The sequence below is a fragment of the Mesobacillus jeotgali genome (genome assembly GCF_002874535.1).
Classification (GTDB): Bacteria; Bacillota; Bacilli; order Bacillales; family Cytobacillaceae; genus Mesobacillus; species Mesobacillus jeotgali.
The window spans coordinates 2,223,926-2,250,590 of record NZ_CP025025.1; the positions used below are offsets into that span (position 1 = coordinate 2,223,926).

The 26,665-nt window shown below is 37.1% G+C and carries 35 protein-coding genes; 16 read left to right on the forward strand and 19 right to left on the reverse strand.

Annotated elements, in window-relative coordinates:
- Window positions 1-29 precede the first annotated feature (29 nt).
- Together plsY and CD004_RS11210 are read left to right on the forward strand one after the other, a co-directional pair.
- Entirely contained in the window at window positions 30-617 is a 588-nt protein-coding gene (gene plsY / locus CD004_RS11205; protein ID WP_102262841.1) for a glycerol-3-phosphate 1-O-acyltransferase PlsY, read from the forward strand.
- Between the two features lie 68 nt (window positions 618-685).
- Window positions 686-1,006: a hypothetical protein gene (locus CD004_RS11210; protein ID WP_102262842.1), complete on the forward strand. Its 321-nt coding sequence runs from the start codon at window positions 686-688 to the stop codon at window positions 1,004-1,006.
- 52 nt (window positions 1,007-1,058) lie between these two features.
- On the opposite strand, the gene CD004_RS11215 is transcribed toward CD004_RS11210, so the two are convergent.
- Entirely contained in the window at window positions 1,059-1,898 is an 840-nt protein-coding gene (locus CD004_RS11215; protein ID WP_158651543.1) for an STAS domain-containing protein, read from the reverse strand.
- Window positions 1,899-2,128: 230 nt separating this feature from the next.
- On the opposite strand from CD004_RS11215, the gene CD004_RS11220 reads away from it, so the two are divergent.
- The 4 genes from CD004_RS11220 to CD004_RS11235 all read left to right on the forward strand — a co-directional run bounded on the left by CD004_RS11220 (window position 2,129) and on the right by CD004_RS11235 (window position 5,506).
- On the forward strand, window positions 2,129-3,097 hold the full coding sequence (locus CD004_RS11220; protein WP_158651544.1) for an ATP-binding protein: 969 nt from the start codon (window positions 2,129-2,131) through the stop codon (window positions 3,095-3,097).
- A gap of 105 nt (window positions 3,098-3,202) precedes the next feature.
- A complete protein-coding gene (locus tag CD004_RS11225) occupies window positions 3,203-3,391 on the forward strand; it encodes a hypothetical protein (RefSeq protein ID WP_102262845.1) in 189 nt (62 codons plus the stop codon).
- 579 nt (window positions 3,392-3,970) lie between these two features.
- Window positions 3,971-5,137: a CapA family protein gene (locus CD004_RS11230; protein ID WP_102262846.1), complete on the forward strand. Its 1,167-nt coding sequence runs from the start codon at window positions 3,971-3,973 to the stop codon at window positions 5,135-5,137.
- A 78-nt stretch (window positions 5,138-5,215) separates the two neighbouring features.
- Window positions 5,216-5,506 (forward strand): HesB/YadR/YfhF family protein, encoded by a 291-nt coding sequence (locus CD004_RS11235; protein WP_102262847.1) that lies wholly within the window; start codon window positions 5,216-5,218, stop codon window positions 5,504-5,506.
- 32 nt (window positions 5,507-5,538) lie between these two features.
- On the opposite strand, the gene CD004_RS11240 is transcribed toward CD004_RS11235, so the two are convergent.
- Together CD004_RS11240 and CD004_RS11245 are read right to left on the reverse strand one after the other, a co-directional pair.
- Window positions 5,539-7,149, reverse strand: coding sequence for a recombinase family protein (locus tag CD004_RS11240; RefSeq protein ID WP_102262848.1), 1,611 nt, complete (start codon window positions 7,147-7,149; stop codon window positions 5,539-5,541).
- 104 nt (window positions 7,150-7,253) lie between these two features.
- Window positions 7,254-7,466: a hypothetical protein gene (locus CD004_RS11245; protein ID WP_102262849.1), complete on the reverse strand. Its 213-nt coding sequence runs from the start codon at window positions 7,464-7,466 to the stop codon at window positions 7,254-7,256.
- A gap of 325 nt (window positions 7,467-7,791) precedes the next feature.
- Here CD004_RS11245 and CD004_RS11250 point away from each other — a divergent pair, with 325 nt between their 5' ends.
- From CD004_RS11250 to CD004_RS11280, 7 genes are all read left to right on the forward strand, one after another.
- The gene (locus CD004_RS11250; RefSeq protein WP_180321285.1) at window positions 7,792-8,040 is read left to right on the forward strand and encodes a helix-turn-helix domain-containing protein; all 249 of its coding nucleotides are present in this window, start codon (window positions 7,792-7,794) and stop codon (window positions 8,038-8,040) included.
- Window positions 8,033-8,689, forward strand: coding sequence for a hypothetical protein (locus tag CD004_RS11255; protein ID WP_102262850.1), 657 nt, complete (start codon window positions 8,033-8,035; stop codon window positions 8,687-8,689). Before CD004_RS11250 ends, CD004_RS11255 begins: the two co-directional genes overlap by 8 nt.
- A 2-nt stretch (window positions 8,690-8,691) precedes the next feature.
- Window positions 8,692-8,889, forward strand: a complete 198-nt coding sequence (locus CD004_RS11260) for a hypothetical protein (protein ID WP_102262851.1) — start codon at window positions 8,692-8,694, stop codon at window positions 8,887-8,889.
- A 52-nt stretch (window positions 8,890-8,941) separates the two neighbouring features.
- The gene (locus CD004_RS11265; RefSeq protein ID WP_102262852.1) at window positions 8,942-9,334 is read left to right on the forward strand and encodes a helix-turn-helix domain-containing protein; all 393 of its coding nucleotides are present in this window, start codon (window positions 8,942-8,944) and stop codon (window positions 9,332-9,334) included.
- Window positions 9,331-9,705 carry a cysteine-rich VLP protein gene (locus CD004_RS11270; RefSeq protein ID WP_102262853.1) on the forward strand — a complete coding sequence of 125 codons (375 nt, stop codon included), beginning with the start codon at window positions 9,331-9,333 and terminating at the stop codon, window positions 9,703-9,705. The genes CD004_RS11265 and CD004_RS11270 overlap by 4 nt, the downstream gene beginning before the upstream one ends.
- An 823-nt stretch (window positions 9,706-10,528) precedes the next feature.
- A complete protein-coding gene (locus CD004_RS11275) occupies window positions 10,529-11,152 on the forward strand; it encodes a recombinase family protein (protein ID WP_102262854.1) in 624 nt (207 codons plus the stop codon).
- Window positions 11,133-11,339, forward strand: coding sequence for a hypothetical protein (locus tag CD004_RS11280; protein ID WP_102262855.1), 207 nt, complete (start codon window positions 11,133-11,135; stop codon window positions 11,337-11,339). Before CD004_RS11275 ends, CD004_RS11280 begins: the two co-directional genes overlap by 20 nt.
- 196 nt (window positions 11,340-11,535) lie before the next feature.
- On the opposite strand, the gene CD004_RS11285 is transcribed toward CD004_RS11280, so the two are convergent.
- The 3 genes from CD004_RS11285 to CD004_RS11295 all read right to left on the reverse strand — a co-directional run bounded on the left by CD004_RS11285 (window position 11,536) and on the right by CD004_RS11295 (window position 13,729).
- A complete protein-coding gene (locus CD004_RS11285) occupies window positions 11,536-12,159 on the reverse strand; it encodes a hypothetical protein (protein ID WP_102262856.1) in 624 nt (207 codons plus the stop codon).
- A 463-nt stretch (window positions 12,160-12,622) separates the two neighbouring features.
- Window positions 12,623-13,138, reverse strand: coding sequence for a helix-turn-helix domain-containing protein (locus CD004_RS11290; protein ID WP_102262857.1), 516 nt, complete (start codon window positions 13,136-13,138; stop codon window positions 12,623-12,625).
- Between the two features lie 144 nt (window positions 13,139-13,282).
- Complete coding sequence (locus CD004_RS11295) at window positions 13,283-13,729, reverse strand: hypothetical protein (RefSeq protein ID WP_102262858.1); 447 nt, start codon at window positions 13,727-13,729, stop codon at window positions 13,283-13,285.
- 392 nt (window positions 13,730-14,121) lie between these two features.
- Here CD004_RS11295 and CD004_RS11300 point away from each other — a divergent pair, with 392 nt between their 5' ends.
- Entirely contained in the window at window positions 14,122-14,727 is a 606-nt protein-coding gene (locus CD004_RS11300; protein WP_102262859.1) for a hypothetical protein, read from the forward strand.
- Window positions 14,728-14,777: 50 nt separating this feature from the next.
- Here the strand turns inward: CD004_RS11300 and CD004_RS11305 are convergent, their stop codons facing one another.
- From CD004_RS11305 to CD004_RS11315, 3 genes are all read right to left on the reverse strand, one after another.
- Window positions 14,778-14,969 carry a hypothetical protein gene (locus tag CD004_RS11305; RefSeq protein WP_102262860.1) on the reverse strand — a complete coding sequence of 64 codons (192 nt, stop codon included), beginning with the start codon at window positions 14,967-14,969 and terminating at the stop codon, window positions 14,778-14,780.
- Window positions 14,970-15,238: 269 nt separating this feature from the next.
- Complete coding sequence (gene dcm, locus CD004_RS11310; protein WP_324782874.1) at window positions 15,239-16,546, reverse strand: DNA (cytosine-5-)-methyltransferase; 1,308 nt, start codon at window positions 16,544-16,546, stop codon at window positions 15,239-15,241.
- A gap of 95 nt (window positions 16,547-16,641) precedes the next feature.
- Window positions 16,642-17,685 (reverse strand): restriction endonuclease, encoded by a 1,044-nt coding sequence (locus tag CD004_RS11315; RefSeq protein ID WP_180321286.1) that lies wholly within the window; start codon window positions 17,683-17,685, stop codon window positions 16,642-16,644.
- Window positions 17,686-17,860: 175 nt separating this feature from the next.
- On the opposite strand from CD004_RS11315, the gene CD004_RS11320 reads away from it, so the two are divergent.
- Window positions 17,861-18,112, forward strand: coding sequence for a hypothetical protein (locus CD004_RS11320; RefSeq protein ID WP_102262862.1), 252 nt, complete (start codon window positions 17,861-17,863; stop codon window positions 18,110-18,112).
- A gap of 204 nt (window positions 18,113-18,316) precedes the next feature.
- Here CD004_RS11320 and CD004_RS11325 read toward each other — a convergent pair whose 3' ends face one another.
- Window positions 18,317-19,021: a hypothetical protein gene (locus CD004_RS11325; protein WP_102262863.1), complete on the reverse strand. Its 705-nt coding sequence runs from the start codon at window positions 19,019-19,021 to the stop codon at window positions 18,317-18,319.
- A gap of 348 nt (window positions 19,022-19,369) precedes the next feature.
- Window positions 19,370-19,975, reverse strand: a complete 606-nt coding sequence (locus CD004_RS11330; RefSeq protein ID WP_102262864.1) for a helix-turn-helix domain-containing protein — start codon at window positions 19,973-19,975, stop codon at window positions 19,370-19,372.
- 165 nt (window positions 19,976-20,140) lie between these two features.
- Between CD004_RS11330 and CD004_RS11335 the strand changes: the two genes are divergently transcribed.
- The gene (locus tag CD004_RS11335; RefSeq protein WP_102262865.1) at window positions 20,141-20,407 is read left to right on the forward strand and encodes a hypothetical protein; all 267 of its coding nucleotides are present in this window, start codon (window positions 20,141-20,143) and stop codon (window positions 20,405-20,407) included.
- Between the two features lie 222 nt (window positions 20,408-20,629).
- Here CD004_RS11335 and CD004_RS11340 read toward each other — a convergent pair whose 3' ends face one another.
- From CD004_RS11340 to mtnA, 8 genes are all read right to left on the reverse strand, one after another.
- Complete coding sequence (locus tag CD004_RS11340; RefSeq protein WP_102262866.1) at window positions 20,630-20,938, reverse strand: hypothetical protein; 309 nt, start codon at window positions 20,936-20,938, stop codon at window positions 20,630-20,632.
- A gap of 1 nt (window position 20,939) precedes the next feature.
- Window positions 20,940-21,383 (reverse strand): acyl-CoA thioesterase, encoded by a 444-nt coding sequence (locus CD004_RS11345; RefSeq protein ID WP_102262867.1) that lies wholly within the window; start codon window positions 21,381-21,383, stop codon window positions 20,940-20,942.
- Between the two features lie 30 nt (window positions 21,384-21,413).
- Window positions 21,414-23,735: an AAA family ATPase gene (locus CD004_RS11350; RefSeq protein ID WP_102262868.1), complete on the reverse strand. Its 2,322-nt coding sequence runs from the start codon at window positions 23,733-23,735 to the stop codon at window positions 21,414-21,416.
- A 117-nt stretch (window positions 23,736-23,852) separates the two neighbouring features.
- Entirely contained in the window at window positions 23,853-24,074 is a 222-nt protein-coding gene (gene tlp, locus CD004_RS11355) for a small acid-soluble spore protein Tlp (protein WP_102262869.1), read from the reverse strand.
- Between the two features lie 189 nt (window positions 24,075-24,263).
- On the reverse strand, window positions 24,264-24,407 hold the full coding sequence (locus tag CD004_RS11360; RefSeq protein ID WP_102262870.1) for an acid-soluble spore protein N: 144 nt from the start codon (window positions 24,405-24,407) through the stop codon (window positions 24,264-24,266).
- A 67-nt stretch (window positions 24,408-24,474) separates the two neighbouring features.
- The gene (locus CD004_RS11365) at window positions 24,475-24,606 is read right to left on the reverse strand and encodes an FbpB family small basic protein (protein ID WP_102262871.1); all 132 of its coding nucleotides are present in this window, start codon (window positions 24,604-24,606) and stop codon (window positions 24,475-24,477) included.
- A gap of 166 nt (window positions 24,607-24,772) precedes the next feature.
- Complete coding sequence (locus CD004_RS11370) at window positions 24,773-25,294, reverse strand: peroxiredoxin family protein (RefSeq protein ID WP_102262872.1); 522 nt, start codon at window positions 25,292-25,294, stop codon at window positions 24,773-24,775.
- A 283-nt stretch (window positions 25,295-25,577) separates the two neighbouring features.
- Complete coding sequence (gene mtnA, locus CD004_RS11375) at window positions 25,578-26,627, reverse strand: S-methyl-5-thioribose-1-phosphate isomerase (protein ID WP_102262873.1); 1,050 nt, start codon at window positions 26,625-26,627, stop codon at window positions 25,578-25,580.
- Between the last annotated feature and the right edge of the window lie 38 nt (window positions 26,628-26,665).

Below are 26,665 nucleotides of genomic sequence, written 5' to 3' on the forward strand. Positions count from 1 at the left end.
ACCTTAAAATCTTAAAAGGAGAATATTTCATGGCATTAAACGCAATCATTATTATTCTAGCTTACTTGCTTGGATCAATACCTTCTGGCCTCATAATCGGAAAAGTATTCTATGGCAAAGACATCCGTGAACATGGGAGCGGGAATTTAGGCGGTACAAATACATTCCGGACATTGGGGGTTAAAGCTGGTTTAGCAGTAAGTATTGCTGACGTCTTAAAAGGAACACTTGCAGCTAGTCTGCCTTTGCTTCTGAATGCTGATGAGCTCCATATGCTTTTAGTGGGGGTGTTTGCTGTAATTGGACACATGTACCCTGTTTTTGCAGGATTTCGAGGCGGCAAAGCGGTCGCTACTTCCGGTGGTGTTTTACTGGCGTACATACCGCTATTATTCTTACTCATGCTCATTATCTTTTTCGTCAGCTTGTACATAACAAAATATGTCTCTCTATCTTCGATTCTAACTGCTATAGCAGCGTTCATTTACTCTCTGTTTACCCAGGACCTTCCATTGATAGTGGTTGTCGCTGTCCTGGCCACCTTCGTTATTTACAGGCACAGGGCTAATATTGAGAGAATCCGCAAGAAAACCGAGCCGAAAATCAAGTGGCTTTAATATCAGTTAACAGGGGCAAAAAGCGGAAGCGCCTCGTTCAGCCCCGACAAGCGCTGGAGGGCTGACCATTGAAGTCGTTCTTTGACTTCAATGGGCGAACCGAAATCGAAATGTATAGCCGACTGCCCAGAAACGCAGAAACTGGAGACTCCGACAAAGAAGCGCTTTTTGCTTCTGCCGGCGGAGTTGAAGTTTCGAAGTTTCTAGGAGGCGACACTAGACCAGCGACTCGAGGGGCTAGGCGCTGGAGCTGGATTAAGAATACTACATGTAGTTATCCACCACTAAATAAAGTTTATAATTTGCTGTACAACAAAAAAATTAGCCGTCAACCCTATCAAGGTTTGACGGCTTTTTTAGCTAAACATCCTGTTATATTGGGCTGTTGATCTACCGTTCCATTCACTTCGCTTTCCTGCTAACCAATAGAATTGCGCTTTACTATTTTCGGACAACCCCAAAGGCCTTTAATGCCTGTCCCAGATTGTTAAACATTTTTACATTATCGAAATTGATGCCAAGAGTTACGACTGAGTGTGCCAATTCAGGCCGCATCCCTGTCAGGTTCACGTCCACTCCCGTTAGTTTAAGGCTATCTATTATTTTGAAAAGCTCCTGCGCGACCATTGTATCAACTATGAAAACACCAGAAAGATCCATGATCAGGCAGTCAACTTCTTTATTCTTCGTTTCACGCAGGGTATGCTCCATCAAAATTCTTGCTCTATGAGTATCAATATCGCCAATGATCGGCAGAACGGCCACTCCATCAACAATGGAAATGACAGGTGTGCTTAGTTCATCAATGACCTCCTGCTGTGCTCTGAGGCGCTTATTTGCCTGTCCTGTATAGGAATTCGTGAAAGTGAGGATAAGATCGTCAATGAAGCCGTTAATGAGATTACCTAGCCTTAAGCTTTCCCCCGCACTAAGATTACTCATTTGATTTGCCAAAACAGTGAGTTCTTCCCACAATGCACCGCGGATACTATTAAAATGCTGAACTGATTGACTGAGCGAAAGACCTAATCGCACTTTATCTTCACTCACCCGTTTTCCCCAATCTTTAATTCTCTCGTCATCTAATTCCCCTATTAAAAAACTTTCAAGCAAATGAATTAGTTCTTTTATCTGTTGTTTATATGAATTAACTTTTGATTGGTCTGTTAATTTGATGTACGATTCTGGCTGATTCTTATCAATTGAAACAAATATATTAGCTATTACATTCTCTTCCCTTTCAATCAAGAAATCTTTAAATAGGTGAATTGCTTTATCCATCTTATAGCTCCTTTTATAACGAAAAGTTCTTTTTAAAATATTTTTTTGTTCTTTATAAAAAAATACCTGCTTTTGCTGGTATAATTTAAATGAATATGTCATATACATTCGAAAGAAATCGAATTTAGGTTGCCGAGGTTATAAATTGTGAATTCCTGATGAAATTACCCGAATCTAGATTGCTTCAAACTAACACAGTTCAATGTATATTAAAAAAAGAGGGGATACAGATGGAAGCTATGAAACACTCTCTACACTCACAATTAAGTGCTGGAATGGAGAAGAAACGGTCGTATGCAAGGAGATTAAACTTAGCAGGTCCAGATAGTCCTGATTTATCTCCGACTTTCTTTTCAATCAAAAGACCTTTCCTATATCATAATCTGGCAATTACGAAGGATGAGTTGACAATGGTTGATCTATTTAAAGATAGAGCAATTCTCGAAAGCAAAAATCTAAAGCTCGAACAGGAAATATATGAAAAACGGCAAACTTTAAAGCATCTAGAACTGGCCATTGAATCAGCCACTGGTGATTTTCTATCTGCTTCAGCGAGCCATTTGGCGGCCGGATTAGCCCATGAAATAAGGAATCCACTGACAACTATCAAGGGTTTTATCCAGTTGCTTCAGCCGGAACTGCAGGCTGCCGGTAAGCAGGAGTTCGCAGACGTAGCTCTTGATGAACTTAATAGAGCCAACAGCTTACTGACTGAATTTCTTTCCGTACTGAAACCTTCCTCCTCTGAGAAAAAGAAAATATCTGTTAACAAGTTAGCTGCAAGTATGTTCAGGCTATTTTCAAGCGAGTCCATTCTAAAGGATATCGAATTAGATATTGAACTTCCTGATGAAGAGTTGTATGTACTGGCAGATGAAAAAGCGGTCAAGCAAGTGTTAATCAATTTATTGAAAAATGCCATAGAGGCTGTTGAAGGAAATACGAGGAATAAAGGGTCTATAAAATTGGCCGTAAATGAAGATGGTGGATTCATCCACGTTAGTGTATTGGATAATGGTTATGGAATAGATGAATACTCCCTGAAAAAAATCTTCACTCCATTCTATACAACAAAAACTGACGGAACCGGTATGGGACTGGTCATCAGCAAGCAAATAATAGAAAATCATGGCGGAGAAATGACGGTTACCACTCAGCCCTTTAAGACCATATTCGAATTTTCCCTCCCCGCTATTTAATGTCCAGCTTTTCGATTAGTCGAAAAATTGTCATATTGAGCACTGTTCACCTTTTCTTTCACTGGTAAAATGTAGGTAAGAACAGGAGAAAGAAGGCGGATTGAAATGGAAGAAGTTATAAAGCTGGCTGAAAATTTTGTGTACACAACCACAACAGCTGATGTAACGTCGCCAGATGATTTTATTGTAGAATTTCTGACTGATATTCATGACAATGACAAAAATGATTCTTCTACAATAAAAATAAAGAATATGAACGAACTAATGGATTTCCTGGAAAAAATGGAATGGTAGTATAGTTTTCTTCTTTCTTAAATTTACAGTCCCTGCAAGGAGCTTCAGTGCTGATACCAAAACCATTAATAAAATGCGGTTTCTAGGGACCGCATTTTTGACTTATAACAAAGTTACACTTTAAGGAGTTTAAACTTTCCCGCACCAAAAACATCTTTTAGATAATCCAGTTTGGTATTATCGAAGTAAACTGAATCACCCTCATGAATCAGGATTGAAACCTCGTCAAATGTAAAAATATGATCATTTGTTAATGGCTGCTCCTCCAGAACAACTCTAAGCTGAGGTCCTCCTCAGCCGATTCCCATCGTCAGTCGGATATAAAGCTTTTCCCCGTCTTCACTTTCCTTTTTGATGGCTTTAAGCAATATTTTATAAGCGCTATCTGTTATTTTAAACATATCCACTCTCCCTCTCATAACTATTATGATCAACATACTTTTTTTCATATATTTTATCGAATTATGACAAAAATATGAAATTCATACTGAAATTTATACATTTATCACTGTTCTTATAATATATTATCCTTAGAGGCTTAAAAATAAAAATGCCTCATTATAATCTGGGGAGATTAATATGAGAAAAAAGAAGAAAAAACCTTTTGGACTGGCCTTGTTTACTGGTTTAGGTGTTTTGGCATCTGTATTAACATTTCAGATGTATCATGAAGCTGAGGCAAAGGCACCAAGTATAAAAATGAAATCTCAGAAATCACATCTTGAGAGAAGCTATGATGTTTCTGGAAAGAGCTTTGTGGAAACGGTGAAATTAGGAGCAATCGGTGATATCCTGGTCCACGATACGGTTTATGAAGATGCTTTTATGAATCCTGGGTATGATTTCAAACCGATGCTCAGTAATGTTAAGGAATATTTAATTGAACCTGACCTATTGCTGGCAAACCAGGAAACACTTCTTGGCGGAGTGGAAATCGGACTGTCTAGCTATCCTATGTTCAATAGTCCGGTTGAGGTTGGTGAGGCGTTTATAGATGCCGGAGTGGATATTGTTTCAAATGCAAATAACCATTCGCTTGATAAGTTTGAAAAAGGTGTACTAGCTTCCATTCAAAATATGGAAGCTGCCGGTCTTCCTTATGTAGGATCATACAAGGATGATGCCGACCAGCAAAAGCTGCGCATATTGAATAAAAACGGGATTGATGTTTCCTATTTATCATACACCTATGGAACTAACGGGATTCCAGTCCCTTTAGGCAAGGATCATCTCGTGAACCTGATTGACCGAGAAGCGATGAAGGCTGAAATTCATCGCGCTAGAGCAGAATCTGATGTTGTAGTTATGAGTATCCACTGGGGAAATGAATACCAGCGCTTCCCTACCACTGACCAAAAGGAACTTGCTCAGTTTCTTGTTGATGAGGGTGTCGATATCATCTTTGGCCATCACCCACATGTACTGCAGCCTATGGAGTGGCTGACGGCGACAGACGGCAGAAAAGCACTGGTGGTCTATTCTCTGGGCAATTTCCTGTCCGGGCAAATGTGGGACTATAAGGATATCGGAGGTCTTGCTACTGTTGAAATAACTAAAACCATCACACCGGAAGGTAATAAAATCGTATTGGAAAATCCTGAATTCTTGCCAACCTTTGTTTCAAGCAGCAGGCAAAGGAATTACCAGGTGGTTCCATTGCAGGAAGCCGGTAAATTCGGTCTCGCTGGAGCAGAAAATAAATATAATGAGATCATGCATCATATGACTCAATTTATAAAAGAATAAGGTGAAAGTGCCCGGTCCATGAAGACCGGGCATTGCTTATGTTATAATCGCTCTATCTGGTATGGAAGGAGAAACAATATGAATATTACAATTAATGATGATGCAGCAGCATGGTATGAAAATGAAATGGACCTTTCATCCGGAAGCTTTTTGCGATTTTTTGTCCGGTACGGTGGTTTCAGTTCGATCCAGAAAGGTTTTTCATTAGGTGTAGCTAAAGAAGATGAAACACATACCATAGGAGTGCAAACAGTTAAAAACGGAGTAACTTATTATATTGAGGAAAAGGACCTTTGGTATTTTGATGGACATGATTTATTTATTTGCTTGAATAAAGTTTCTGGAGAACCTGAATTTGAGTATAAATAAAAAAAGCAGACACCAAATTGTGTCTGCTTTCCTTAATTTTGTATTCTATTTGCGAAAATCCCCTCAAATGAAGTCCTATATATAATCCTTATAGTTTCATTTTGAACTATTACCTTTTCTATAAGATCCCCTACAATTACTTTTTTTGTATCAAAATCACTATCCTCATAAATTTGACTCCATTGGTTTAATTTTGTTAGTAAGGCTTCTATATCAATCTGTTTATGTTGAATATCGTTAATTTCATCTTGAACTATCAATATTTCCTTATTAACTTTTTTAAGATTGGTCTCAAAACTTTCAATCATATTTACAATTCTATTTTCGTTAAATTTTGATTGTCCCATGAAGAACTTTTCAAGTTCATTTTCAGCATTTCTTAATCCTCTTTCCAAACTCACTTTTTCATTTTCCATTTCAATTAATTTTTGATTATTCAGTACTACTTCTTTCGATTTATAATTTTTAATTGCATCCTGAATGCTTCCAATATTTACGTTTTTGATTGCGAATTTAACCATTTCTGATACTGCATAATCAATTTGTTTTGCACTATAATTTTTTCTGCCGTCATGATTTATATGACCTGGAGAATAACACCTGTATCTATAAGCTTTTACTTTTTCTTGATTGCCATCCGAACCTTTGCGTTTGCTATACGAGAAATCCGTTCTCAATTTGTTTTCACAGTCCCCACAATAAATTATCCCTGACAGAAGAACATTTGAATTTAAAGGGATATCGGTTTTCTTTTCATAACCTCTGTTTGTCGTTAGTTCTTGAACTTTAGTAAACAATTCTTCTGGAATTAGCACCAATTCAGGATTGAATGGTTGGAGTTTCCACTCCTTATAAGAATATTCCTTTCTTTTTTTATTCTTCATATTGATTTTTTCACTCCGCTGATATGGTTTTCGTCCTATAACCACTGGATTTCTGAGTATCCGATATATTGAAGATGTTCTCCATATTTTCCTCTTTCTGTTGGGAAATCCATTTTCATTTAAATATTTTGCTATTCTAGGTGTACCCCAACCTTTATTCCCTGCAAAATTAAATATCATTTTAAGAATTTCAGATTCGTTTTCATCAATAATAATTTTTTTAATGGTGTTGGGTTTGTTTGGATTCCTTTTAATACCAGTATCAACTTTCTTATATCCATATGGTGCATTTCCTGTAGCGTATTCTCCAGCTTCGTGTAATTGAGTGAAAGTATCTTTGACTCGCATTGATGTTTTTCTGGACTCTCCTTCTGCCATCCATAGTCCAATGAATTGTTTTAATGTATCTATATGTTCTGTACCTGATACTCTTTGTTCTTTAGTAGACCATACTTGCACATTATTTTCTTCAAGTTGTCCATAGAAAGGTAAGAATTCTACTTGCCTTCCTAGTCTATCAGTTGAGTACACAAGTAAAATATCAAATTGCCTTTGTTCAGCAGCGGCGAGAATTTCAAATAATTCTTTTCTTTCTTGTAAAGGCACTTGAAAACCTGATACTTTTTCTGTGAACTCTTTAGTAATCATCCATCCTTGTTGTCTAACAAACTTATGGCATTCTGATTTTTGCATAGGAATTTCATTTTCTGTTCCCTGTTTTTCTGTTGATACCCGATAAAGGCAGTAGACTTTTTTCACTTTTATATCCCCTTTTTAAATGTGTATTTTTAATCTCGTTAATACCTAAAGAATATCCTGGTCTTGATATTTTTTCCAGTTTAATTTTGTCTGTGAATTTTACTCTATTTATTTGTTAATGAATTATTCTCTAAATAGTCTTGAACGGCGTTCTTAAGGGTTGTTTCAACCTTTGACAAGACTTCTTCATCTTTATCCGTATCTTTCTTGAAAATATTTTGCACTTGGAATCCTCCAACGTAAATTGACAGAATTACTTCATTTTTAGTTTCATCCATCTCAAATTCCAAACCATACTTTTTTGCTGTTTGATCCACTGTTAATCACCTTCCTATTTGGTTTCAGGAAGGTACTTGCATATTAATGATAAATAAGGACATGAAAAATTAAATTTTCCTCGCTAAATGCTTTCTCAAGATATCTCTAGTTAGAAGTCATCTGCTTTTAGGGGAATTGCTTTAGCCTTGCCAGTGTGAAATCAGCAAAATTAATGGTAATCTACCCCGAAAAAAGGGATTATCACCTGTAAAAGACAGAGGTTTTACGAACATAAGAGTATAGGAAAGGTGTTTCCTATGAATCATTGAACATTGGGCAGCTTTAACGGCTGTCCTTTTTTATTTAAAAAAAGGGGTGTGTCTAATGAAGTTAAATGATTATCGTTATATTAGGCTTGTAAGGCAGATACGAGGATTAACGATAGTGAAGTTTGCTGATGTTATGCGTGTGGATGAAAAGACATTAAGGCTATTGGAGAAGGGACAGTTAAATTTCTCGCCACTTTACAAGGCTAGGTTTGCAGATGCTTGTAAGCTGCTGAAAGTGTCGGAGGTTGAATTATTGTCTATACGGTTCTTAATTGCAGAAAGGGATGGAAAGCGAAATGATTAAAGTTGACAGGAAAGCACTGGATAAGACTATCGACAGTATGAATCTTTTCCCTGAAACAAAGAAGGCAGTGGCTGAGTATAAGGAAAATGCAAATCTGCTGGACCAAAGGGAAACTATGCTTAAAGAACAGATGGCAGTTATTCAAAAGAAACATACGGAAAACCTAATGAATCAGCAAGTCATTACCGATATTTCGGAACTCATATATCTAAAGAAACAGGCAAAGGAATTAGTGTATGAAACTAACGTTATAAATAGCCTACTGGAAGAACTGTCAGAAGAACGGACTGCAGTAAAGCTAAAGTATGTCCCTATCTTTCAGCAGGCTATAGAAGATGACAGGAGAAGCCGCCCTGATTATCACGTTAATCAAATGGTTGAGTTAATACGGTGGGAACTTGTCAAAGCCGTGGCAGACCTCTCCCAGGCTATGCAGACACAGCAAAAAGAAGTCAGTGCCATTCATGAGGTAATGAATGATCCTACCGTTAAAGTACAGTACCCTCGTATTGAATACATGCTTAATACCAAAGTACAGCCTGTTTATTCTGAAAGCTTCGATACTGTACTTTCTCGTTATCACATGTTTGCAGCTCGTGATGGACAGATTCCATCCGACATTAAGCGGCCAATGAAGGAAGGTAAATAAGCTTGCAATTCACACCAGAATTTGTTGAGTCAGTCGCTAAAGGCGAAAGCTTGGAAGAAGTAGATAAACTGCCTTTCATGGCTAGAATGGCGTTAGGAATTGCTGTGCGACAATTTGAAGAATCCCAGGGAAAGAATCGGGATAAAGTGAATTTAGATGATAATAAGATAGCAGAGTTTCTGAAGCAACAGAACAAATAACAGTCGGCAGGATTATCCCTGTCGGCTTTTTCTATTTAAGGGGTGAAGTAAGATGATTGAATTGAAGTACGTTAAAGAAAACAGACCGTTTCAACGATTCCTTGACAAGCATTATACAGGCAAATTAGTACCTGTAGACCGTTATTTAAATGGCAAAGCAACTATAAAGTTCTTCTGCTTTGGTTGCTATCAGGAGTTTTATGCAAAGCCAGGCTATCTGATTAACATAGAGTCTCAAAGGCATAGGTGTAATGGGAAATATGAATCTTTATCTCAACCTCAATTAGCAACTATCAGCAAACCAAAAATGTCTGATGCGGATAAGGATCTAATCATTTCACTTCATAAGCAAGGATTCAGCATGGGAAAGATTGCTAAACAGATTGGAGTATCTAAGGATGTCGTCAAATATCAAATACGAAAGAAAAAGGGGAAAGCAAAATGAGTGTTTTAAAGGCGTGTAGCAAGCTTGCAGAAAATAACTGTGCCAGTTTCATCAATGGCAAATGTCTTGGCGATATAAGCTGTCCTGTGTTTAATCAAGTAATATGTGAAGGGTTACGCTGTCCCTACTTTGAAACAGCCGTCCTTCCTGCTGATAAGAACTTGCAAGAGTCTTACAGTGTTGAAGTACTAAAGGCAACGGCTAGACACTCATCTAAGAAGTGTAAAGGCTGCGGAAACACCTTTAAGACAGATAACTACAGGATTCAATACTGTGGTGATAGATGCAGAAACCACGGCAAGAAAAAAGCTAATAGAATAGCAGATTCAAAGTACAGGCAAAACGAGAAATCAGCTTTAATTAAAGCTTGATATATATGCATTTGTAAGGGGTGGAAATAGAAAGTGATACCTAAGTACCCCACCCCTTTATTTTAAGCTACTAATTTCTCGTACAAGCCCCTATTCAGAAGTTATGGAAACCCCACCACAAAATTTTTTATAGGTAACGGAGTTATCTATAAAACGAAAAATCCCTAACCACCCTTCTTTAATTTAGTCCCCTAGCAAATTTGCAAGGTAATCACATAGTGAGTAAAAGTAATTACGTAAGATTTATCCTCAGTGGCACTGTTACAAAAGGTTTCTCAAAAATCACGTATTTAATCTGGACATTAGTCGGGTCCAGGGACATACCCCCCGTCCCCCTGGGGTAGGCTTATGCTATAGGATCAGACCATGCAATGTCTTCCCCTTCCCCGGTTCAATAACCTTTCGGTATTCCAGTGTTCTGCCTTCTTTCCTTCACTCATTTTCTATCCTTCATGTTGTCATTCATCATCTTTATTATCGTTTATCGGCTGCGTATTATAGTGGCTGTGCTATGGTGGTTCGCCATAGTTCTATCTCCTTCTGATACCTTTACCCTGCCTTTAACCTTTTTTATACCCCTTCTATGGCATATACAACTATGTTGTAGTGTGCCTCATAATCTTGTCAGATTTGATTGCTGTAATCGTGAACCCCAATATATCCACAGCCTATAAAGGTACACCTTGCCAGACTATAAAAAGCTATCGAAAATACCCGTCTATTAATAGTTAAAATAAACCTTTATATACGTCTAATAAATAATTGACCTTTATAGAATTACCCGGTATGCTAACGGTATCCAATAATAAAGGTGGTCTTATTTATGGGAATTAACTTTGCCTATGTCCGAGTCAGTAGTAAGGATCAGAACTTAGATAGACAGCTAGAGTCATTAAAGCCTTATGTAACGAATGAGAAGTACATATACAGTGATAAAGCAAGTGGAAAGGATATGGACAGAGAAGGCTTTCAGAACCTGTTAAAAGCTATGAGGGAAGGTGATACCCTTTATGTTAAATCTATTGACCGCCTGGGACGTAATAAAGAACTGATTAAAGGATACCTAGAACACTTTAAACAGGAAGGTATCAGGGTTAAGATTATAGACCTTCCTACCACTATGCAGGATGTCCCAACAGGTCAAGAATGGGTTTTAGACATGATTAATAACATTATCATTGAGGTTTATACGTCCATAGCACAGCAGGAAAGAGAAACCATTCTACAACGCCAAAAAGAAGGTATAACCGCAGCCAAAGCTAAAGGTAAACATCTAGGCAGACCTGCTTTAGGACTGCCTAAAGAATGGGATAAGCTATATAAGGAATGGAAAGCTGGAAAGATAACAGCCGTTGCTTTTATGGATAAGGTAGCTATGAAAAAGGCAACGTTCTATAAGAAGGTAAAAGAATATGAGGGGTTAAATAATGACACTGACAGACTTTAACAAAAGCTATGAAGAAATCATTCATTCCAATATCTCCGGCAACAGAAAAGCAATTAGACTGGCTGACCTTTTAACAGCAATGGAACACACTTTTAAAATCCCTATGCTAAGGAATGATCATTGGGAACAGCAGAACAAGGCTATCATTTCGCTATATCGTAAAATATCTATCAGTAGGAATTTGTAAGAGGACGGCATAACGACTGTCCCCTTTTTTTGTTCCTGTTTAACTGCTTGTGCATCGCCGGCATTGCCTAAGTTGGTACACATACGATAAACCCTTAACTGTTAAGCATTTTTACTTTACACCACAAAAAGTATTTCCTGGAATATGACCAATTCTACACAGGCAGCCACTAAAAAAGCACCCTGAATAGGATCACTTAATATTGGTCATATTTTATATTTTCATTATAGATATCTAGATTCATGATGCCATAAGAAATTTCCTTTCCATCATACTTCATGTTACATTCCTCTAACAATTCGTTACACTCTTTAACTATAGTTTGGACAATTAGACTTATTAGTCTTAATTCTTCTTCCTGAAAGTGGTCTTGAAAAGGACTTTCTTTCAGATAGTTTGAGTGAACGTATCTATAGCCAACAGCAAGCTTTAATAATCTTTGAGAAGCAAACTCACTCTTTTCAAATATTAAGTCTATAATTCCCTCTTTATTAAATGAAGTTATGGCATTCTTTATTTCTTCTTCCGTTATTCTTCCATTCTTTATTACTGTTTTACTCATATGTAACTCCAAAAAAGGGTAATCCCAAATATTAAAGTCTAATGTATGATACTTCTTTTTAAAGTATCGTATGTATTCTGATTGAACCGCAATACTGTAAATATGAAGATACAATTCTTTTAACTGTTCATAGTTATGTTTTCTTTTAAATTCTTTCTTATCTTTCCTATTCGCTAATACAGGAGTCAAAAAAGCGACTGACAGTGTAAACATACCACCAATTATTGCTACTAAAATTAATTGGGTTTCTTTTGACATTTCCCCCTCCCCTTCCTAGTACCAAATTATAACATACCTTTAGCTGTGTTTTTTATGAGAAATATAAAAAGATGCCAAATTTAGTTTACGAGTTCCCTAATAAGATGAATGTAAAAAATATTTAAGGCTACTTAACTTGCAATAGTTAGGCAGCCTTTTATTAACCTTATTTAAACTCACTAAACTCCTTATACCTATTTACTTTATATACTATATGATAGTATCTTACTTAGTTATTTCTATTAGGGAATATGAGATTATAAGTCTTATTAATTAAGTCTGTTTAATTAAGTCTGTTTAACTAAGTCTGTTTAACGTACTGTTTTAGAACCTTCTCAAGTTCAATTATAGAACCTCTTTAAGTTCTAAAATAGAACACATTAAATTATGTGTGATCACTAAATCAGTGATTTCCTACTCCCACAAGGCTTTCATTATCTTTATAATCACACATGTCTGTTATTTAGTCTAAAACGGAATCATCTGCTTTAGGTAGAATCTGCGGTGCTGAAATGCCTTGTTCTTCATCTTCAGTATTCCTGTGTGTTAATAACCTTTCCTTATCTTTTAGTGCGGCCTTTAACTTTTCTTCCTTACGGTTCATAAACTCCTGTAACTTATCTGGCAGACATTCATAAAGTTCCTGTTGTTCCAGCGGCTTGAAGACAATATATGCGTTATTATCCCGACCTTTTTGTTTTATCCTTTTTATTAACCCTACTTCTTCCAAGTTATCAAGTGCCTTGTCAATAGTCCCCTTACCACCTATTCCAGTTGAAAGCATTAATTGTGCTATCGTCGGATAGGCATAGCCATAGTCAGGGTTATAGTATTTCAACAAACGAACGTATACAACAAATCCATTTTTAGTAATCAACCCTAATTCTAGGTAATTAAATAACTCCATTGGAACTTGTTCGTAGTTACCCGTTAAATTTCCCTTACAAATAATCTCACTGCTTTTTACTCCTATCATCATATTCCCTCGCTTATATGTTTGTTTTAAAGTTCTGAAACTGAACTCCTCAGGAAAGGACTTGCAGTAAGGTAATGGATTAGGACATAGGAAATAAAAAAGGCTGTTTGGATATTATCCAGACAGCCTTCTATTAGAGTCCTTTATTTAGTTAAGTTTTAATTCATCTATCTTCTTCTCAAGTTCATCAATTTCTTCTTCGATCCTGAAAAGTTCACCCTCAACTCTCATTAAATCGTCCAAAGTTCTTTCTTTATTTAGAATTACCTCAACCAGTTCATCTGCCGTCTCTTGAAAGGATAGAACTTTTACACATAGGTCAATTAGTGAAATGTTATTCGAAGAATTAGAAAGAAGATTAATTTCCTCTTCCATTATAGATAAACCTCCACGTAAACACATTACATCATCTTCCAATCTGCTTTCCCACATATACAATGGATTCTTCTTAATTTTTTCTTCAAGCATCATTTGTCCCTTCTCCCACATTTCCTTTGTAATAATTAATGTCATTTCATTCATGTTATTAATCTCCTTGTTTTTTTGATTTTTTATATTATTTGCTTGTTCCTTTAGTTCTCCATGATGTTTCATTAGTTCATCTTTCCTTTCCATTCTGTTATCTATTTTTTTGATTAATCGTATTCCAGTTTAGTTTTGGGTTATTTCAGTCCCCCTTTGTTGGTTCATTTCTTCCCTCACCATGTAACTTGCAGTCATGACTAAAAACAGGACATTAGATTTTATTTTTATTTACTTTATCACTCACCCACTTTTAATCTAGTCGCCTGCCTCTCAGGTAATGACTTGCAGCATGGGAACATATTAGGACAAAATAAAATATTCGTACCAAGCAAATCATAAATGCTTCCATCTCTATTAGGTATCAGATTAATCTTGGCATCTTTACTTACTATCTAAATAATATAAATTGTTAACGTCGAGATGGTATAATAAGGATAAATAGTCATTTTGGAGGTATAAAATTGGAGATATTAATCGCAGTATTGCAACTAATACTACTTGCTGGCTTATGGCTTTTATTTTCTTATTTTAAAAAGTTACCGGACCAAATTCATGCTATTCATTTAAAATCCTTTGAATTTGACCTTAATAAACAGTTAGAAGAATTTAAGAATCAACTAACCACAGATTTAGAAATAATGAAAATTAATGAAACCCAACTACACGTACTTAAGACCGAAGAATTTGATAGATTTATTGATAGTTGGATCAATGCCGCGTCATTTTCCACTGATAATAACAACAGGAAATCAAAACAAAAACCAAAAGAACCTTTCGACAAAAAAGAGATGATGAAACTAGCTAATAAAGTGTTTTTATATGCATCTGATGAAACTGTAAAAAAGTTTCTTGCCTTCAAAACATACAAAGCAAATAACGATACCGATACAAATAATCTTGAACCTTTATATCTCTTAGCAGATATTATATTGTCGATGAGAAAAGATGCAGGTTATTCACAAACAAATTGTACTGTTGAAGATTACCTTTCCATGACAATAAATGATTTTGAAGAATTCAAACAAAAGCAGGCTAATAATCCAATTAATGTGTTATCAAAAAATTAAGTGAAACATAGGGGGACAGCTATCCTCCCCCTAAAATACCTTTCTATCTCCTAAATCATCTTAGCAAAAATGAATCTAATCAATATGAAGCCTATAGTCATTAACACTTGTTGTAATATGGATAGCTTCCATCTTCCCTTCTTTTCTTTTATATCCCCCATCCTTTTTAGTTTGAAGTACCCTTCACTACCTACCTTGTATTTCATTTCTATCATGCCTACTTTATCTTTTTTTCTAGTCAAGTATCTTCCCCCTTTAACTTTCCTTATCTTAAGTGTTGGGATAAGCACCCTGGACGGTCACTTCATACGTATTGATTACGTAAATTACTATTGTCCCGGAATAGGGGGTGGATTAATGTTTTTTAAAATATAAAAGTCTGTCTAAAGAGTTTGGTGAGTTTGATTTTAGTGTTTGATTCTAATAGGTGATATGCTGCCTAAGTGTAGTTAAAGGGGGAACAGAAATTTAAAAACCACCTATAAAATAGGTGGTTTACCGTTTTCAAGAACTATTGAGTTATAGCTTTCTCCTGGGTAGGTAAATATTCTTCAAAGAACTTTTGGTTGTTCATTAATAAATCATAAATTACTTCTTCCACCACAGGAACGGAAACTGAATTTCCGAATTGCTTATAAGCAAATTGATCCTCCGGATGGCAAATAAAATCATCAGGAAATCCTTGTAGCCTGGCACATTCTCTTGGAGTTATCCTTCTCGGCACATTATCTTGGACTATACCTAACCTATGACAATCAGATGAAGTCAAAGTGATTGAAATACTGTCGGGGTCTAGGAACTTAAATACTTCAAAGGACATATTACCTGCAACTGGGTTATAGGTCTTGTTGCTATCCTCACTAAGATATCCTTTTTTCAGTAAAGATGCCACAATCTCATCAATGTTAGGATTGTCGAAGAATGTCTTAATTTGTTCTATTGACAACCTTTTTCCATCCTGATGAGTACCAAAAATTTTCTTGCGTCTATTTGCAATTAAGGCATTCATAAAGTCTATTTCTTCAGGAGTACAGTCCCCTTTTAAACCAAGTTCCCACGAATGAATTGAATTACCACCACGGTAATCAATAAGCCGAACACCATGAAGCTTTTCAAAGTCGTTTCCAACAACTTTAGATAACATATCGGTGAAGCTATTCGAACAGATGTATTTCTGAGTGCTTTCATTGTTATCTTCTAAGATATCTTTTACTGTTGGATTAGTTACATTATCAAATAATGAAAGTTGCTGTTTTTTATATTGATGTGAATCAGATGATCCAAAGTCACTTTGTAAAGTTAATTCAGGTTCCTCACCTAGTAATCCTACAATATATATTCTTACCCTGTTCTGAGGGACACCAAAATTACTGCTATTTAAAATCAAGTATTTAACCCTGTAATTAAGTTTTTCTAAATTTTCTATTATAGTTTTTAGAGTTCTCCCTTTATCATGTGAAACCAAACCTCGAACATTTTCTAATAGAAATCCTTTTGGTCTATATTTCTCCAATATTCTTTCGATTTCAAAAAAAAGTGTCCCCCTTGTATCTCCAAAACCCTTTTGTTTACCAGCGTATGAAAATGGCTGGCAAGGGAATCCAGCTAAAAGGAAATCAAATTCATCAATCTCATGGATTTCATGAATATCTCCGCTAGGAGTTTCACCAAAGTTAATTTTATAGGTTTCGGCAGCCTTTGAATCAATCTCGCTAGATAGTACACATTTCGTTTCTATTCCAAATGTTTGCATAGCCTTTTCAAATCCAAGCCTAATACCACCTATCCCTGCAAACAAATCAATAAATTTAATTTCCACTATCATCAATCCTTCTTTGTTGTTTCTCTGATCCATTCATATAACTTTATTATAAACGATGCACTGCCAGAAGAAGAATCAACAATATTTTCCCTTCATGGTAGTTTAGCCTTTATAAACTCAATGAGTACATTAAGTTCTGAATCCGTATACGCTACAGTACATTGGCTGTTCTCACAAATAGTAGAGATTGCACTTTTTCTTTGAAAGTTACCCGCACCATCAATGATATATGCTATAAAGTTTCCTGATTCTGTAACCATATCGTATCTATTTTTTGCTTGTCCAGCTTTTCTTTCGATAGTACTATTCGTTGTAACTTGAAAACTGATTTCTATAGCCACATGTCTACCATTGTAAGATACGACAATATCAAAAGTAGTCTCCGTACGTCCATCATTATGAGTTACACCCGGTATGTGTCCGTTACTTCTAATTCCATAACCAGGCAACCTAGTTCTCAGGTATTCCATTACATACTGTTGTGCCACTTGACCTAAGGTGTTTGCTTCTGCACCACCTGTTATCCTGCTTACAAATATATACCTTTGCTTGATAAACTTCTCTAATTCTGATGGTAATCCGATTAAATTTCCAATTACACACTTATTTAAAACATGGGATATTTTCTCTAGAACGGCATTTGAACCATATAATAATAACATTATCACATCTTTAGTTAAATCATTTAATTCTACTTCATGTTGAAGTCCTTTTCCATCAATCTTAAGATGTTTATTACCTAATGATTGGATAGGCAAATTCTGAAAAAAATAGGTGTGTTCGGTTTCATTCATATAGAAATCCAAATAGTATTTACCGTTTTCTTGGTCTTTAGGAAATAAGCCATCAAAACTTTTGTTTAATCTTTGTAGCTTTTCTCCACCAAAATCAGCTAAGACGATAAGGTGCTTCAAAAATAAGTTGGCTGGAAAATCAGAGGCTTGGATAAGGTCAAAAACCTTTAATGGATTATGAACGCTTTTACCACACAATTTTAATATTGAAATAAAATCATCTTGAGTCCTTACTAATAAAGGTATAATACTACTTTCAGATTCTAGCGACACTAAGTTTTGCGGCCACCAATTCGCCGCAACTGCTTGTAATTCATCTACCGATCTTTGATAATCCCTCATACTTTTCACCCTTCTTCTGCAACATGTTATTACTAATTTTACCATAAAACTAGAATCGAGAATTGATATATCTAAAAGAATCGTAAAACCTATTAATAATTTCTTACATTTTAGTACCGGACGAAATTCCAGCTTTATATTATATTAGATTTAAGTGATAAGAAAGGGGAATAGAATGGTGTATTTGAACAATAATTATGAAAGAAAAGCAGAGATTGTTCAGGAAGCATTAAAATTCTTAAGCCTGCCATTTGCACTCGTTGTTGCCGACATTAGAATCATTTTAGAAAGCGAAAAAGATACCAGTACACTTGAAGGCACGATAAGTGTTGCGTTAAGTAAGTTAGCTGAGGGAAACATAAAAAAGCCAGAACAATTGTACTTCATATTTCTTACCGAGTATTACCGATCCTTATCAACAAAATAATGTCTATGAATTCCACCTGTTATCTAAATAGGTGGATTTTCACAGTGAAAGATTAGGAAATATAGAAGAACTGGATTGTTATATTACCTGGTATAAGACTGCGAAATACTTTAAATTCCTGAAAAGACTCCGCTTCCTATACCTTATATCACTCCAATTTCTGTAAAATATCTTATCAATTAAAAAAAGCACCTACATTGGTGCTTATAAATGGTCGAAATGATTGGTAAATTGAACAGAAACCTCTTCTGTGGGAGATAAATATTCAATTAGGTATCCCCTTTTAATAAGATACCTGTATGCATTTTTAAAAGTTGCATTAGTCATATCTAAGTTATCCATTAAATAATCTTTTAATTCCGAATGTTTAACAGTATCTCCTGACGAAAATTTATCTTTCAATAATCTCATCGCTGAATATGTCGTAATGGTTAACGGTCCGGCAGAATCCCTTAAATTCATCTTTTTTGCCTCATCTATAACTTTATTCAAATCATCTTTATTAAAATCACCTTTTTGCCTAACATCTTCTAATTTCTCAATCAATTCTTTTCTCCACTCAGTAGATTCTGATATAGCTTCCACCATTTGGTCCTTCATTACCTGCAATTGATTCATTTTCTCCATTAAATCCTTATTAAGCTTAATTGCAGTTTGATTTGTCTCTTGCAATTGGTCTGATGTTTCTTTTAGATCCACCATAGATTGTCTTTGACCTGTTACATCGATTAATGAAAGTACTATTGCTATAACTGACAAAATTAATGATGATACTGTTGATGCTGTACCCATCATGGTACTAGCTGATTCTAAACCACCAAATGCTATCACTAGAAAGAAAGAAAGCACTATCACAGCAATTATTATTATATATACCAAGTGACCAACCCTAATATAACCCTTTTTCATACATATCCCCCTTTACCTCATATTTCGACAAAAGGGGATATTTTTCCTGCTTGGGCTAATGACTAACATTGGGTAAAATTTACACCTCAGCCTTTTAGTTTTAATCTTTACTTCTAAACTTAATTACTTTATATTCCTTCTATATCTTTACCAGTTAACTTTTCTTAGTGAGTTCTTTTTTTTAGAAGAATAATTAAGTCTTTATAATTAAGTCTATATTATTCAGTATATATAACGGGTAATTTGTATACCCATTGAAATGTAATAATTACCCCTTTGCAAGCTAATCCTTATACTACCTTTCCCCTATGCTTATTAACAGCTACAATCCTTGATTTATCAAGATTATTAATCACAGTTCCCTTTATAACCCATTGCCTTCAAATCTTTTAGCATTTTTCTTTCTGCTTTTTCTTCTAACTGTTTGTAGTAATCATCTTCTGAACTAGATACCGTTTTGTTTATGGCGGCTGTACTCGATTTATTCACCTTTTCTATTTTAGCTAAGTGATTCTCGTGCCGTTCCTTATCTCCCTGTGCTTCACTTTCAAGATTTGCCTTACGTTCTTCATAATCGGCTATTACCTTCTCAGGTAACTGCTTAGTTAATTCGTCTAATGATAAAGGTAAATCTATATAGTAGACATTCTTATTAGGATGATATGAAGACTTCCCTTTACGGATTAACCCTAATCTATCTAGGTTTTTCACCGACTCTTTAACCGTCTTAGTACTAAGTCCTGTCTCAACAGCAATCTGATTGATAGTTGGATAAGCATAGCTATATCCGTTCCTATCATACCTATATAGAAAAAGATATATGTTCAGATCATTCCCTGACATAACCCTGTACTTCATGTAGTTTTGTATGGAATGCGGAACTTGTTCAAACCTACCTTCCATAAAGCAATGATTACCTTTCATGCGTTCCTTACTGCCTGTAATTTTTATCATTTTCCTAACTTCCCCTCAAGTAATAATGGGGTAAATATTACCCCTCAGGAATGGACTTGCACCATTACGGAGGATTAGGACATAGGAAATTTAGTTAGACACGAAAGGTTCACAGAAAGAAATTCCATTTTGAATTATGATGAAGATAAGAAAGGGGGTGGGGTATTGATTAGAGTGGAATTCGCTAACGTATACACGCAAGAAACGTTAAGAGAAATCTCTTTTAAAGACGAAGACCAAATGAAAGACTTAATTAATTTACTTGCTTCAAAGCCTGAAGACAGTAATGATACGTATTTAATTGACAGCCAGTTTAGATCCCTTGATGCTAAGTATGTAACTCATTCAACTTATGAGGATAATGGTATAACAGTTTATAGGTTACTATTCAAGGTACAGCTATCAGAGAAGCAATTTAAAGTTCTACATTAGAAAATAAATTTTGATGTGTGTTTAATACTCATTAGGTGTCTCCAAGGAAGAACCGGATCACATTGGCGTAAAAACAGAAAAAAATGGGATTACCTATTATATTGAAGAGAAAGATATTTGGTATTTTGACGGCCATGATATGACCGTAGAACTCCACCCAGTTGGCCAGGAACCCGATTTCAAATTCGACAAGAAATAAGGCAGACGCAATTAGCGCCTGCCTTATTTCTTGCCCTTGTCTTTTAAAAGAGGATTCACAATGCCCTCTTGTTTCAAAATTTCAGCTTGCCTCGTTCCTAATAGATCGAAATGAGGATAATCCGTCTTCCTTTTGTCGATCCATTCCGGCCGCAGGCCATATTTTCTTCCCCACTCAGCTAACTTGTCAAGATCCCGGCAACCTACTTTTGTAACCGTTGAACACTCGGGAAAGCGGTCATCAATCCAGTAATGGGTCAGGAAAGCGAGCTCCCCCCTATCGATTTTAGCTTTCCATTCCTCAAGCTCGCGGCGTTTGATCCCGAAAGCCAAATCAGAATTGCTCCTTTTCATCTTCTGGCTTCTTCATTGCCTGTAGATAAGCTTCATGCCAGTCAGGGTAGCTCCTTTTTAACGAAATCGGACGGAAGCTATCCTTTTTAACACAGACATGCTTTGAGCTGCCAGTCAATGCAAGCTCACCCTCACCATTGTAGATTTCATATTTATAGACGGAGCGAATGCCATCATATTCCTCAACCCAAGTCTTGATTGTAGCTGTATCTCCATATCTCAATGGCTTTTTATAGGAAGCTTGGATATCAAGAACAGGTGAGATGATTCCGTCCTTCTCCATTTCTGCATAATTAAAGCCAAGCTCCTTAATCAATTGTGTTCGCCCCAGTTCCATCCACACCAGATAATTTGCGTGATACACGACCCCCATCTGGTCTGTTTCCGCATATCTTACCTCGATCTCCCTAGAAGAAATTTTCATTGGTAATCCCCTTTGTTTTTTCTTGTAAGTTTAATCTATCAGTTTTTTTAAAGCCGCTTCAAAATCTTGTTTTTCCAAGTATAAAACATCTTCACCCAAATTCTCAAAATTTTCGCCGTCAATCAATCGATATGCCTGGGATTGAATCGCTTCATCCACAAAGTTAGTAGCGAATCGACCGTTCCCATTGATTTCTGTTTCTGAGAGTTTTGCAGTTAAAAAAGCTTCTGCTTCGACATTTATTTTATACTGATACTTTCCAGAGTAGTTCTTAATAATGAGCAACAAATCACTCACATTATAGTCTGGAAAATGGAAAAACTTCTTGAACCTTGAACGAAGGCCAGGATTGCTTTCCAGCAGCATGTCCATTTCTGCAGGATAGCCAGCCAGGATCACGACAAGGTTTTCATTATGCCTTGTCATTTCATCAACAAGAGTATCAATAACTTCCTTGCCAAAATCACCCGAACTTTGACCGAGCAAAGAGTATGCCTCATCTATGAATAGTACTCCCCCGAGTGCCTCCCGGATTTTTTTCTTCGTTTTGATGGCTGTCTGTCCAACATAACCAGCGACAAAATCAGCGCGACTGCTGACAATTAAATGCCCCCGCTTTAGCATACCGCATTCCTTCAGGAGCTCAGCGTAAATCTTTGCGACAGTAGTTTTTCCAGTGCCCGGATTGCCGGTAAAGACAGAGTGAAGCTGTATCGGCACAGCAGGCAATCCCTTTTCCTTTCGCAGCTGTTGCATCCTGACGAATGAGATCAGGGAGGTAACCTCGGATTTGACAGTGTCTAGTCCAACAAGAGCATTCAGCCTGTCTAGTGGTTTTTCCGCTGAAGGATTCGAAGGTGCTTCAAAGTCTTCTTTTTCCAATAATGTATAGGCCGAAAAGTCATCTTCTTCAGCAGGACGGGAACCCTTTTTGAAAATTGCTTCTAACACAAGATTGCGTACCGTCCTGGCATTCCCGAAGGTTTCGTCGACTCTTTCCTTTTCAATACGATCCCTGAGCTCGAGCTTTGCTTGCTCTGTCATGGCATAATCGTTATCCTGTGCCGCTTGCTCAGCAATTTGCAGGAGTTCATCATCTGAATAATCAGGGAGATGGATTAAATTCGATTGAGGGAATCGTGATCTTAAACCTGGATTCGCGTCAAGAAATTGTCGCATTTCTTCTGGATAACCAGCAAGGATCACAGCGAATTTGCCTCCATACTCATTTCCGGTCATTAAGGACACTAGTGTATCGATAGCTGTTTGGCCATAGTCATTTCCAGTCTGGCCTTCCCGCTTAAGGCTGTAAGCTTCATCAATAAACAGTACCCCGCCCAAAGCTTGCTCGACGACCTTTCTGACATTTTCCTCCGTCTGCCCTACATAAGCACCAACAAGCTGGGACCGGTCTGCCTCAATTATTTCTTCCCGCGGCAATACTCCAAGCTGATGATATATTTTCGCAAGCAATCGGGCTAACGAGGTTTTTCCTGTTCCTGGATTACCCGTCAGGACCATATTCAAGCTTTGATCATCTTTTGTTTGCAGACCAAGCTCTTTCCGTTTTTGCTGATACTTCAAGAACCGGTAAAAATCATTTACTCTCTCCTTTACCGACTCTAGTCCTACCATTTTGTTAAGTTCAGCCAGAGGATCCATTTCAGACGGTGTTTGGCTATCCAAATCCTCTGCAAACTCTTCTTCCCATTTCACCCTGATATCTTCGAGGCTTTGAAGTCTTTTCTGCATTTCTTCATAATGGACAGCTGTATGGAAAACCCCGGTAACTGACTCTTCATACAGCTCAGTTGCTTTCAGGAGAGCTGCCGTCTCTTCTATAGCCTTTTCCAGCAAATGAGTCAGCCTGTTGAACTTCGCTTCTACTTCAGACCCTTTTTCAATATGCTGGGCTGTTAGGTCATCAAGTTCTTCTTCAGCGTGTGACAGAAATTGCTGTGATATATCAATGTACTGCTCTGCTGTTTTCTTTTTTAATGCCCGATTATCCGTTTCCCTGATCCGCGGGAAGACAAGCTGGTCAAATAGGTTTCCTTTATTTTTCCATTGATTCCTGGCGAGCAAGGATTTCGCCTTCTTGTTTGCCGGGTCGTGTTCAATCGCATTCTTTAGCCACTCGAGGACAAGAGAATCATAACCGTTTCGTTGGGCCCTCGATTGAGCAGCCAGAGTCAAGGTTTGAGACAAATTCTTATTCTCTTCACTTTTTGTCAGCATCCTGACCGCGGTGATCAAACTGGCTTCATCCTGAATATATCCTTTTGTATTTATCTCTTCTTCCCATAGCAAAATCTGTTCTTCTATAGGAATTTGGCTTTTTTGTCGGTCCATCCAAATCACTTCTTTATCTAAAGTTAATTACATACGTTATCTTAGTTCACATTCCGTATATTATCACATTTTTAACGAAACAGAAAAAGACCCGCCTGTTGACGGGTCTTTTCGGTATTACTGCTCGTTGTGCGCTTCATCCTTGATCTCAGCTCTAAAGGCATCAATGCTTTCTCGGCGGCGCTCATTTTTAGCTTTAATTCTTTGCTGGTCTTCAGGGCTCGAATTGACCATTGCAGCTTCAGCATCCTCCATGTTCTCAATCGTATGATGAATCATGGACTGCAGCTTTTCTACATTATCGCTTCGATCGTCTGGCTTTGGTGTATGATTTGCCATTGTCTTGTACCTCCTTTTAAAAAGTACATCAATAGTATGCTACTACCCGTTTTGTTTATTAGCGGAAAACAGTGGATAACTATTAGTTTAGCGCGCGTTGATCAGCCCCGATTTTCGTTAAGTGTAAAAAACGATACTCTTTTTTAAAAATAAAAGCCCGCCGGTAAATTGGCAGGCATATTCATGGTACTATTCACCTTTAGTTTGCATGACCTGGGCATGTTCACCCGACTTATCGTTCATTTTCTTTCCTTTATTGCCACTGAATCCACGCGGCTGCGTTCCAAGGTGGCTTGGAACATGGTGCTTGCTGTCCCTTTTAGGATTGCTCATGTATATCCCTCCTCTAGAATAAGTTTTTCCTAAAGAAGGGGTATTCATAAATGGTAATGTATGATATTTACTCAGCTTTACCCAAGTGTTTTTGCTCTAATTTAGCCTCGATCCTATCGAGTGCATCACGGTCATTCAGAAGTTGGCGTTTGTTTTCCATTACAAGCTCTTGAAAAGAACGCTTTCTAGGTTTTCTCATCGTGTTCACCATCCTTTGTCATCATTGTAACAGTTATTATGTCCGGAAACGGTTGCAATTATTACAACTTTTTGAAAATTTAATCGTATTTTATTCATACCCGATATTTTGGAGTCTCCTCCATGCAATTTTTACCATAAAAAACACCAGTAGTGATGTACTGGTGTCACTTCGCGAGTTCATTCATTTGATCGTATGTCATGGAGCCGATATACTTTTTTAGAATCAAGCCCTGTTCATCAATAATGAATGTGGTAGGAATTGAAATGATTGAGTAAGTTTGCTGGGTCGTTCCATCTTGATCAAGTAATATCGGGAAAGTTAATTCATTGTCCTTCACAAACGACTTAACATTATTCTGAGGATCCAAATTGACGGCAAGAATTTCGACTTCCTTTGAACTCTCTTTATAAAATTGTTCCATCGCCGGCATTTCTTCTTTACAAGGCGGACACCAAGTTGCCCAGAAATTCAGCATTACCTTTTTACCTCTGTAATCTTCCAGGCTAACCTCTTCACCAGCAAGGTTTTTCAGTGTAAAAGTAGGAGCTGCCATACCGGCACCTATTCCAGTTGTTGCTTTTGAAGCTTCAATCGCTTGTGGTTGCTCGATGTTATAAAAATGCTGAAAAATGGCAACCAAGACCAAGCCAGCAAGAATGCCTGCGGCAATCGCTTTTTTAACCATTGGAAAACCCCCTTCGGTTTTTATAAGTAGGATATCCCAAGTATACAAAGATAATGAAAGTGGAAAAGTGAGAAATTTTGAGGATTATGTGAATTTTCATTGAGAAGCTGTACCTGGCTGACTTTACATGTTATCCACAAATCAGTTTATATACGAAAAAGCGTAAGCACCTTGAAAGTCTTCACGGTAGAGCTGGATTAAGAAAACTTCATGAACTTATCTACAAGTCATCTTTCTTAACCACAAAAAATGCCTGGAATAGACCCCAGGCATTTAACCATTCTTATTGTTCAAACAAACGCGGCAATTCTTCGCTGTAGTTTCCTCTCATGACCCCTTTTTCTGTAATGATCGCGGTAATTAAGTGATGTGGTGTCACATCGAAGGCTGGATTGAAAACCTTAACGCCATCAGGTGCTGTCGATTTCCCGAAACCAGCAGTGATTTCCTCTGCTGCCCTTTCCTCTATCGGTATTTCATCACCAGTTTTTGTTTCAAGATCAATTGTCGATAGTGGCGCTGCGACATAGAAAGGGATGTTATGAGCCTTGGCGAGTAAAGCAACACCATATGTTCCGATTTTATTTGCTACGTCTCCATTGGCTGCTACACGGTCACAACCTACGATGACTGCTTGTACCTTTCCCTGTTGCATGACCATGGCTGCCATACTGTCAGTAATGAGGGTAACATCGATTCCAGCCTGCATTAATTCCCAGGCCGTCAGACGCGCTCCCTGTAGCAATGGACGGGTTTCATCAGCAAACACCTTAATCTCCATTCCTCGTTCCTTAGCCAAATAAATTGGGGCGAGCGCAGTTCCATACCTTGCTGTGGCAATACCGCCGGCGTTGCAATGAGTTAAAACGGTCATACCGTCTTCGAATAAGGTCAAAGCATTCTCGCCAATGGAGCTGCAGACATTTTCATCTTCCTGTCGGATTAAATGCGCTTCTTCTTCCAATAGCCTCTTAATTTCCTTAACCGGTTTGCTTCTTTCAGCTTTAGTACGTGTATCCATCCTTTTGAGTGCCCAGAAAAGGTTGACTGCAGTCGGCCTGGAAGTAGCCAGGTAATCAGCCTGCTTTTTGAAAAAATCATAAAATGTTTCGAAATCAACCTCTGGAGCATCCTTGATACCAAGAACCAGCCCATAGGCAGCTGCGATGCCAATTGCTGGCGCACCCCTTACTTTAAGCTGTTTAATCGCATCCCATACATCTTCAATATTGTTGATTTCAAGGAACTCAGTAACCTGGGGAAGTTTTGTTTGGTCTAAAATATATAGTTTTTCACCGTCATATTTTACAGATTGTAAAAATGTATCTTCCATGGTGATCCTCCTTATGGATTTTAAGACAATTCTGAAAC

Coding starts and splice junctions, on each gene's coding strand:
- CD004_RS11215 (WP_158651543.1), bottom strand. CDS start 1,898: ATGGATAAAGCAATTCACCTATTTAAAGATTTCTTGATTGAAAGGGAA.
- mtnA (WP_102262873.1), bottom strand. CDS start 26,627: ATGGAAGATACATTTTTACAATCTGTAAAATATGACGGTGAAAAACTA.
- CD004_RS11255 (WP_102262850.1), top strand. CDS start 8,033: ATGATTAAAGTTGACAGGAAAGCACTGGATAAGACTATCGACAGTATG.
- CD004_RS11345 (WP_102262867.1), bottom strand. CDS start 21,383: ATGAAAATTTCTTCTAGGGAGATCGAGGTAAGATATGCGGAAACAGAC.
- CD004_RS11330 (WP_102262864.1), bottom strand. CDS start 19,975: ATGATAAAAATTACAGGCAGTAAGGAACGCATGAAAGGTAATCATTGC.
- CD004_RS11230 (WP_102262846.1), top strand. CDS start 3,971: ATGAGAAAAAAGAAGAAAAAACCTTTTGGACTGGCCTTGTTTACTGGT.
- CD004_RS11325 (WP_102262863.1), bottom strand. CDS start 19,021: ATGAAAAAGGGTTATATTAGGGTTGGTCACTTGGTATATATAATAATA.
- CD004_RS11365 (WP_102262871.1), bottom strand. CDS start 24,606: ATGAGAAAACCTAGAAAGCGTTCTTTTCAAGAGCTTGTAATGGAAAAC.
- CD004_RS11370 (WP_102262872.1), bottom strand. CDS start 25,294: ATGGTTAAAAAAGCGATTGCCGCAGGCATTCTTGCTGGCTTGGTCTTG.
- CD004_RS11265 (WP_102262852.1), top strand. CDS start 8,942: ATGATTGAATTGAAGTACGTTAAAGAAAACAGACCGTTTCAACGATTC.
- CD004_RS11220 (WP_158651544.1), top strand. CDS start 2,129: ATGGAAGCTATGAAACACTCTCTACACTCACAATTAAGTGCTGGAATG.
- CD004_RS11280 (WP_102262855.1), top strand. CDS start 11,133: ATGACACTGACAGACTTTAACAAAAGCTATGAAGAAATCATTCATTCC.
- CD004_RS11360 (WP_102262870.1), bottom strand. CDS start 24,407: ATGAGCAATCCTAAAAGGGACAGCAAGCACCATGTTCCAAGCCACCTT.
- CD004_RS11350 (WP_102262868.1), bottom strand. CDS start 23,735: ATGGACCGACAAAAAAGCCAAATTCCTATAGAAGAACAGATTTTGCTA.
- CD004_RS11270 (WP_102262853.1), top strand. CDS start 9,331: ATGAGTGTTTTAAAGGCGTGTAGCAAGCTTGCAGAAAATAACTGTGCC.
- plsY (WP_102262841.1), top strand. CDS start 30: ATGGCATTAAACGCAATCATTATTATTCTAGCTTACTTGCTTGGATCA.
- CD004_RS11250 (WP_180321285.1), top strand. CDS start 7,792: ATGAAGTTAAATGATTATCGTTATATTAGGCTTGTAAGGCAGATACGA.
- CD004_RS11275 (WP_102262854.1), top strand. CDS start 10,529: ATGGGAATTAACTTTGCCTATGTCCGAGTCAGTAGTAAGGATCAGAAC.
- CD004_RS11225 (WP_102262845.1), top strand. CDS start 3,203: ATGGAAGAAGTTATAAAGCTGGCTGAAAATTTTGTGTACACAACCACA.
- CD004_RS11285 (WP_102262856.1), bottom strand. CDS start 12,159: ATGTCAAAAGAAACCCAATTAATTTTAGTAGCAATAATTGGTGGTATG.
- CD004_RS11320 (WP_102262862.1), top strand. CDS start 17,861: ATGGTGTATTTGAACAATAATTATGAAAGAAAAGCAGAGATTGTTCAG.
- CD004_RS11290 (WP_102262857.1), bottom strand. CDS start 13,138: ATGATGATAGGAGTAAAAAGCAGTGAGATTATTTGTAAGGGAAATTTA.
- CD004_RS11235 (WP_102262847.1), top strand. CDS start 5,216: ATGAATATTACAATTAATGATGATGCAGCAGCATGGTATGAAAATGAA.
- tlp (WP_102262869.1), bottom strand. CDS start 24,074: ATGGCAAATCATACACCAAAGCCAGACGATCGAAGCGATAATGTAGAA.
- CD004_RS11315 (WP_180321286.1), bottom strand. CDS start 17,685: ATGAGGGATTATCAAAGATCGGTAGATGAATTACAAGCAGTTGCGGCG.
- CD004_RS11295 (WP_102262858.1), bottom strand. CDS start 13,729: ATGAAACATCATGGAGAACTAAAGGAACAAGCAAATAATATAAAAAAT.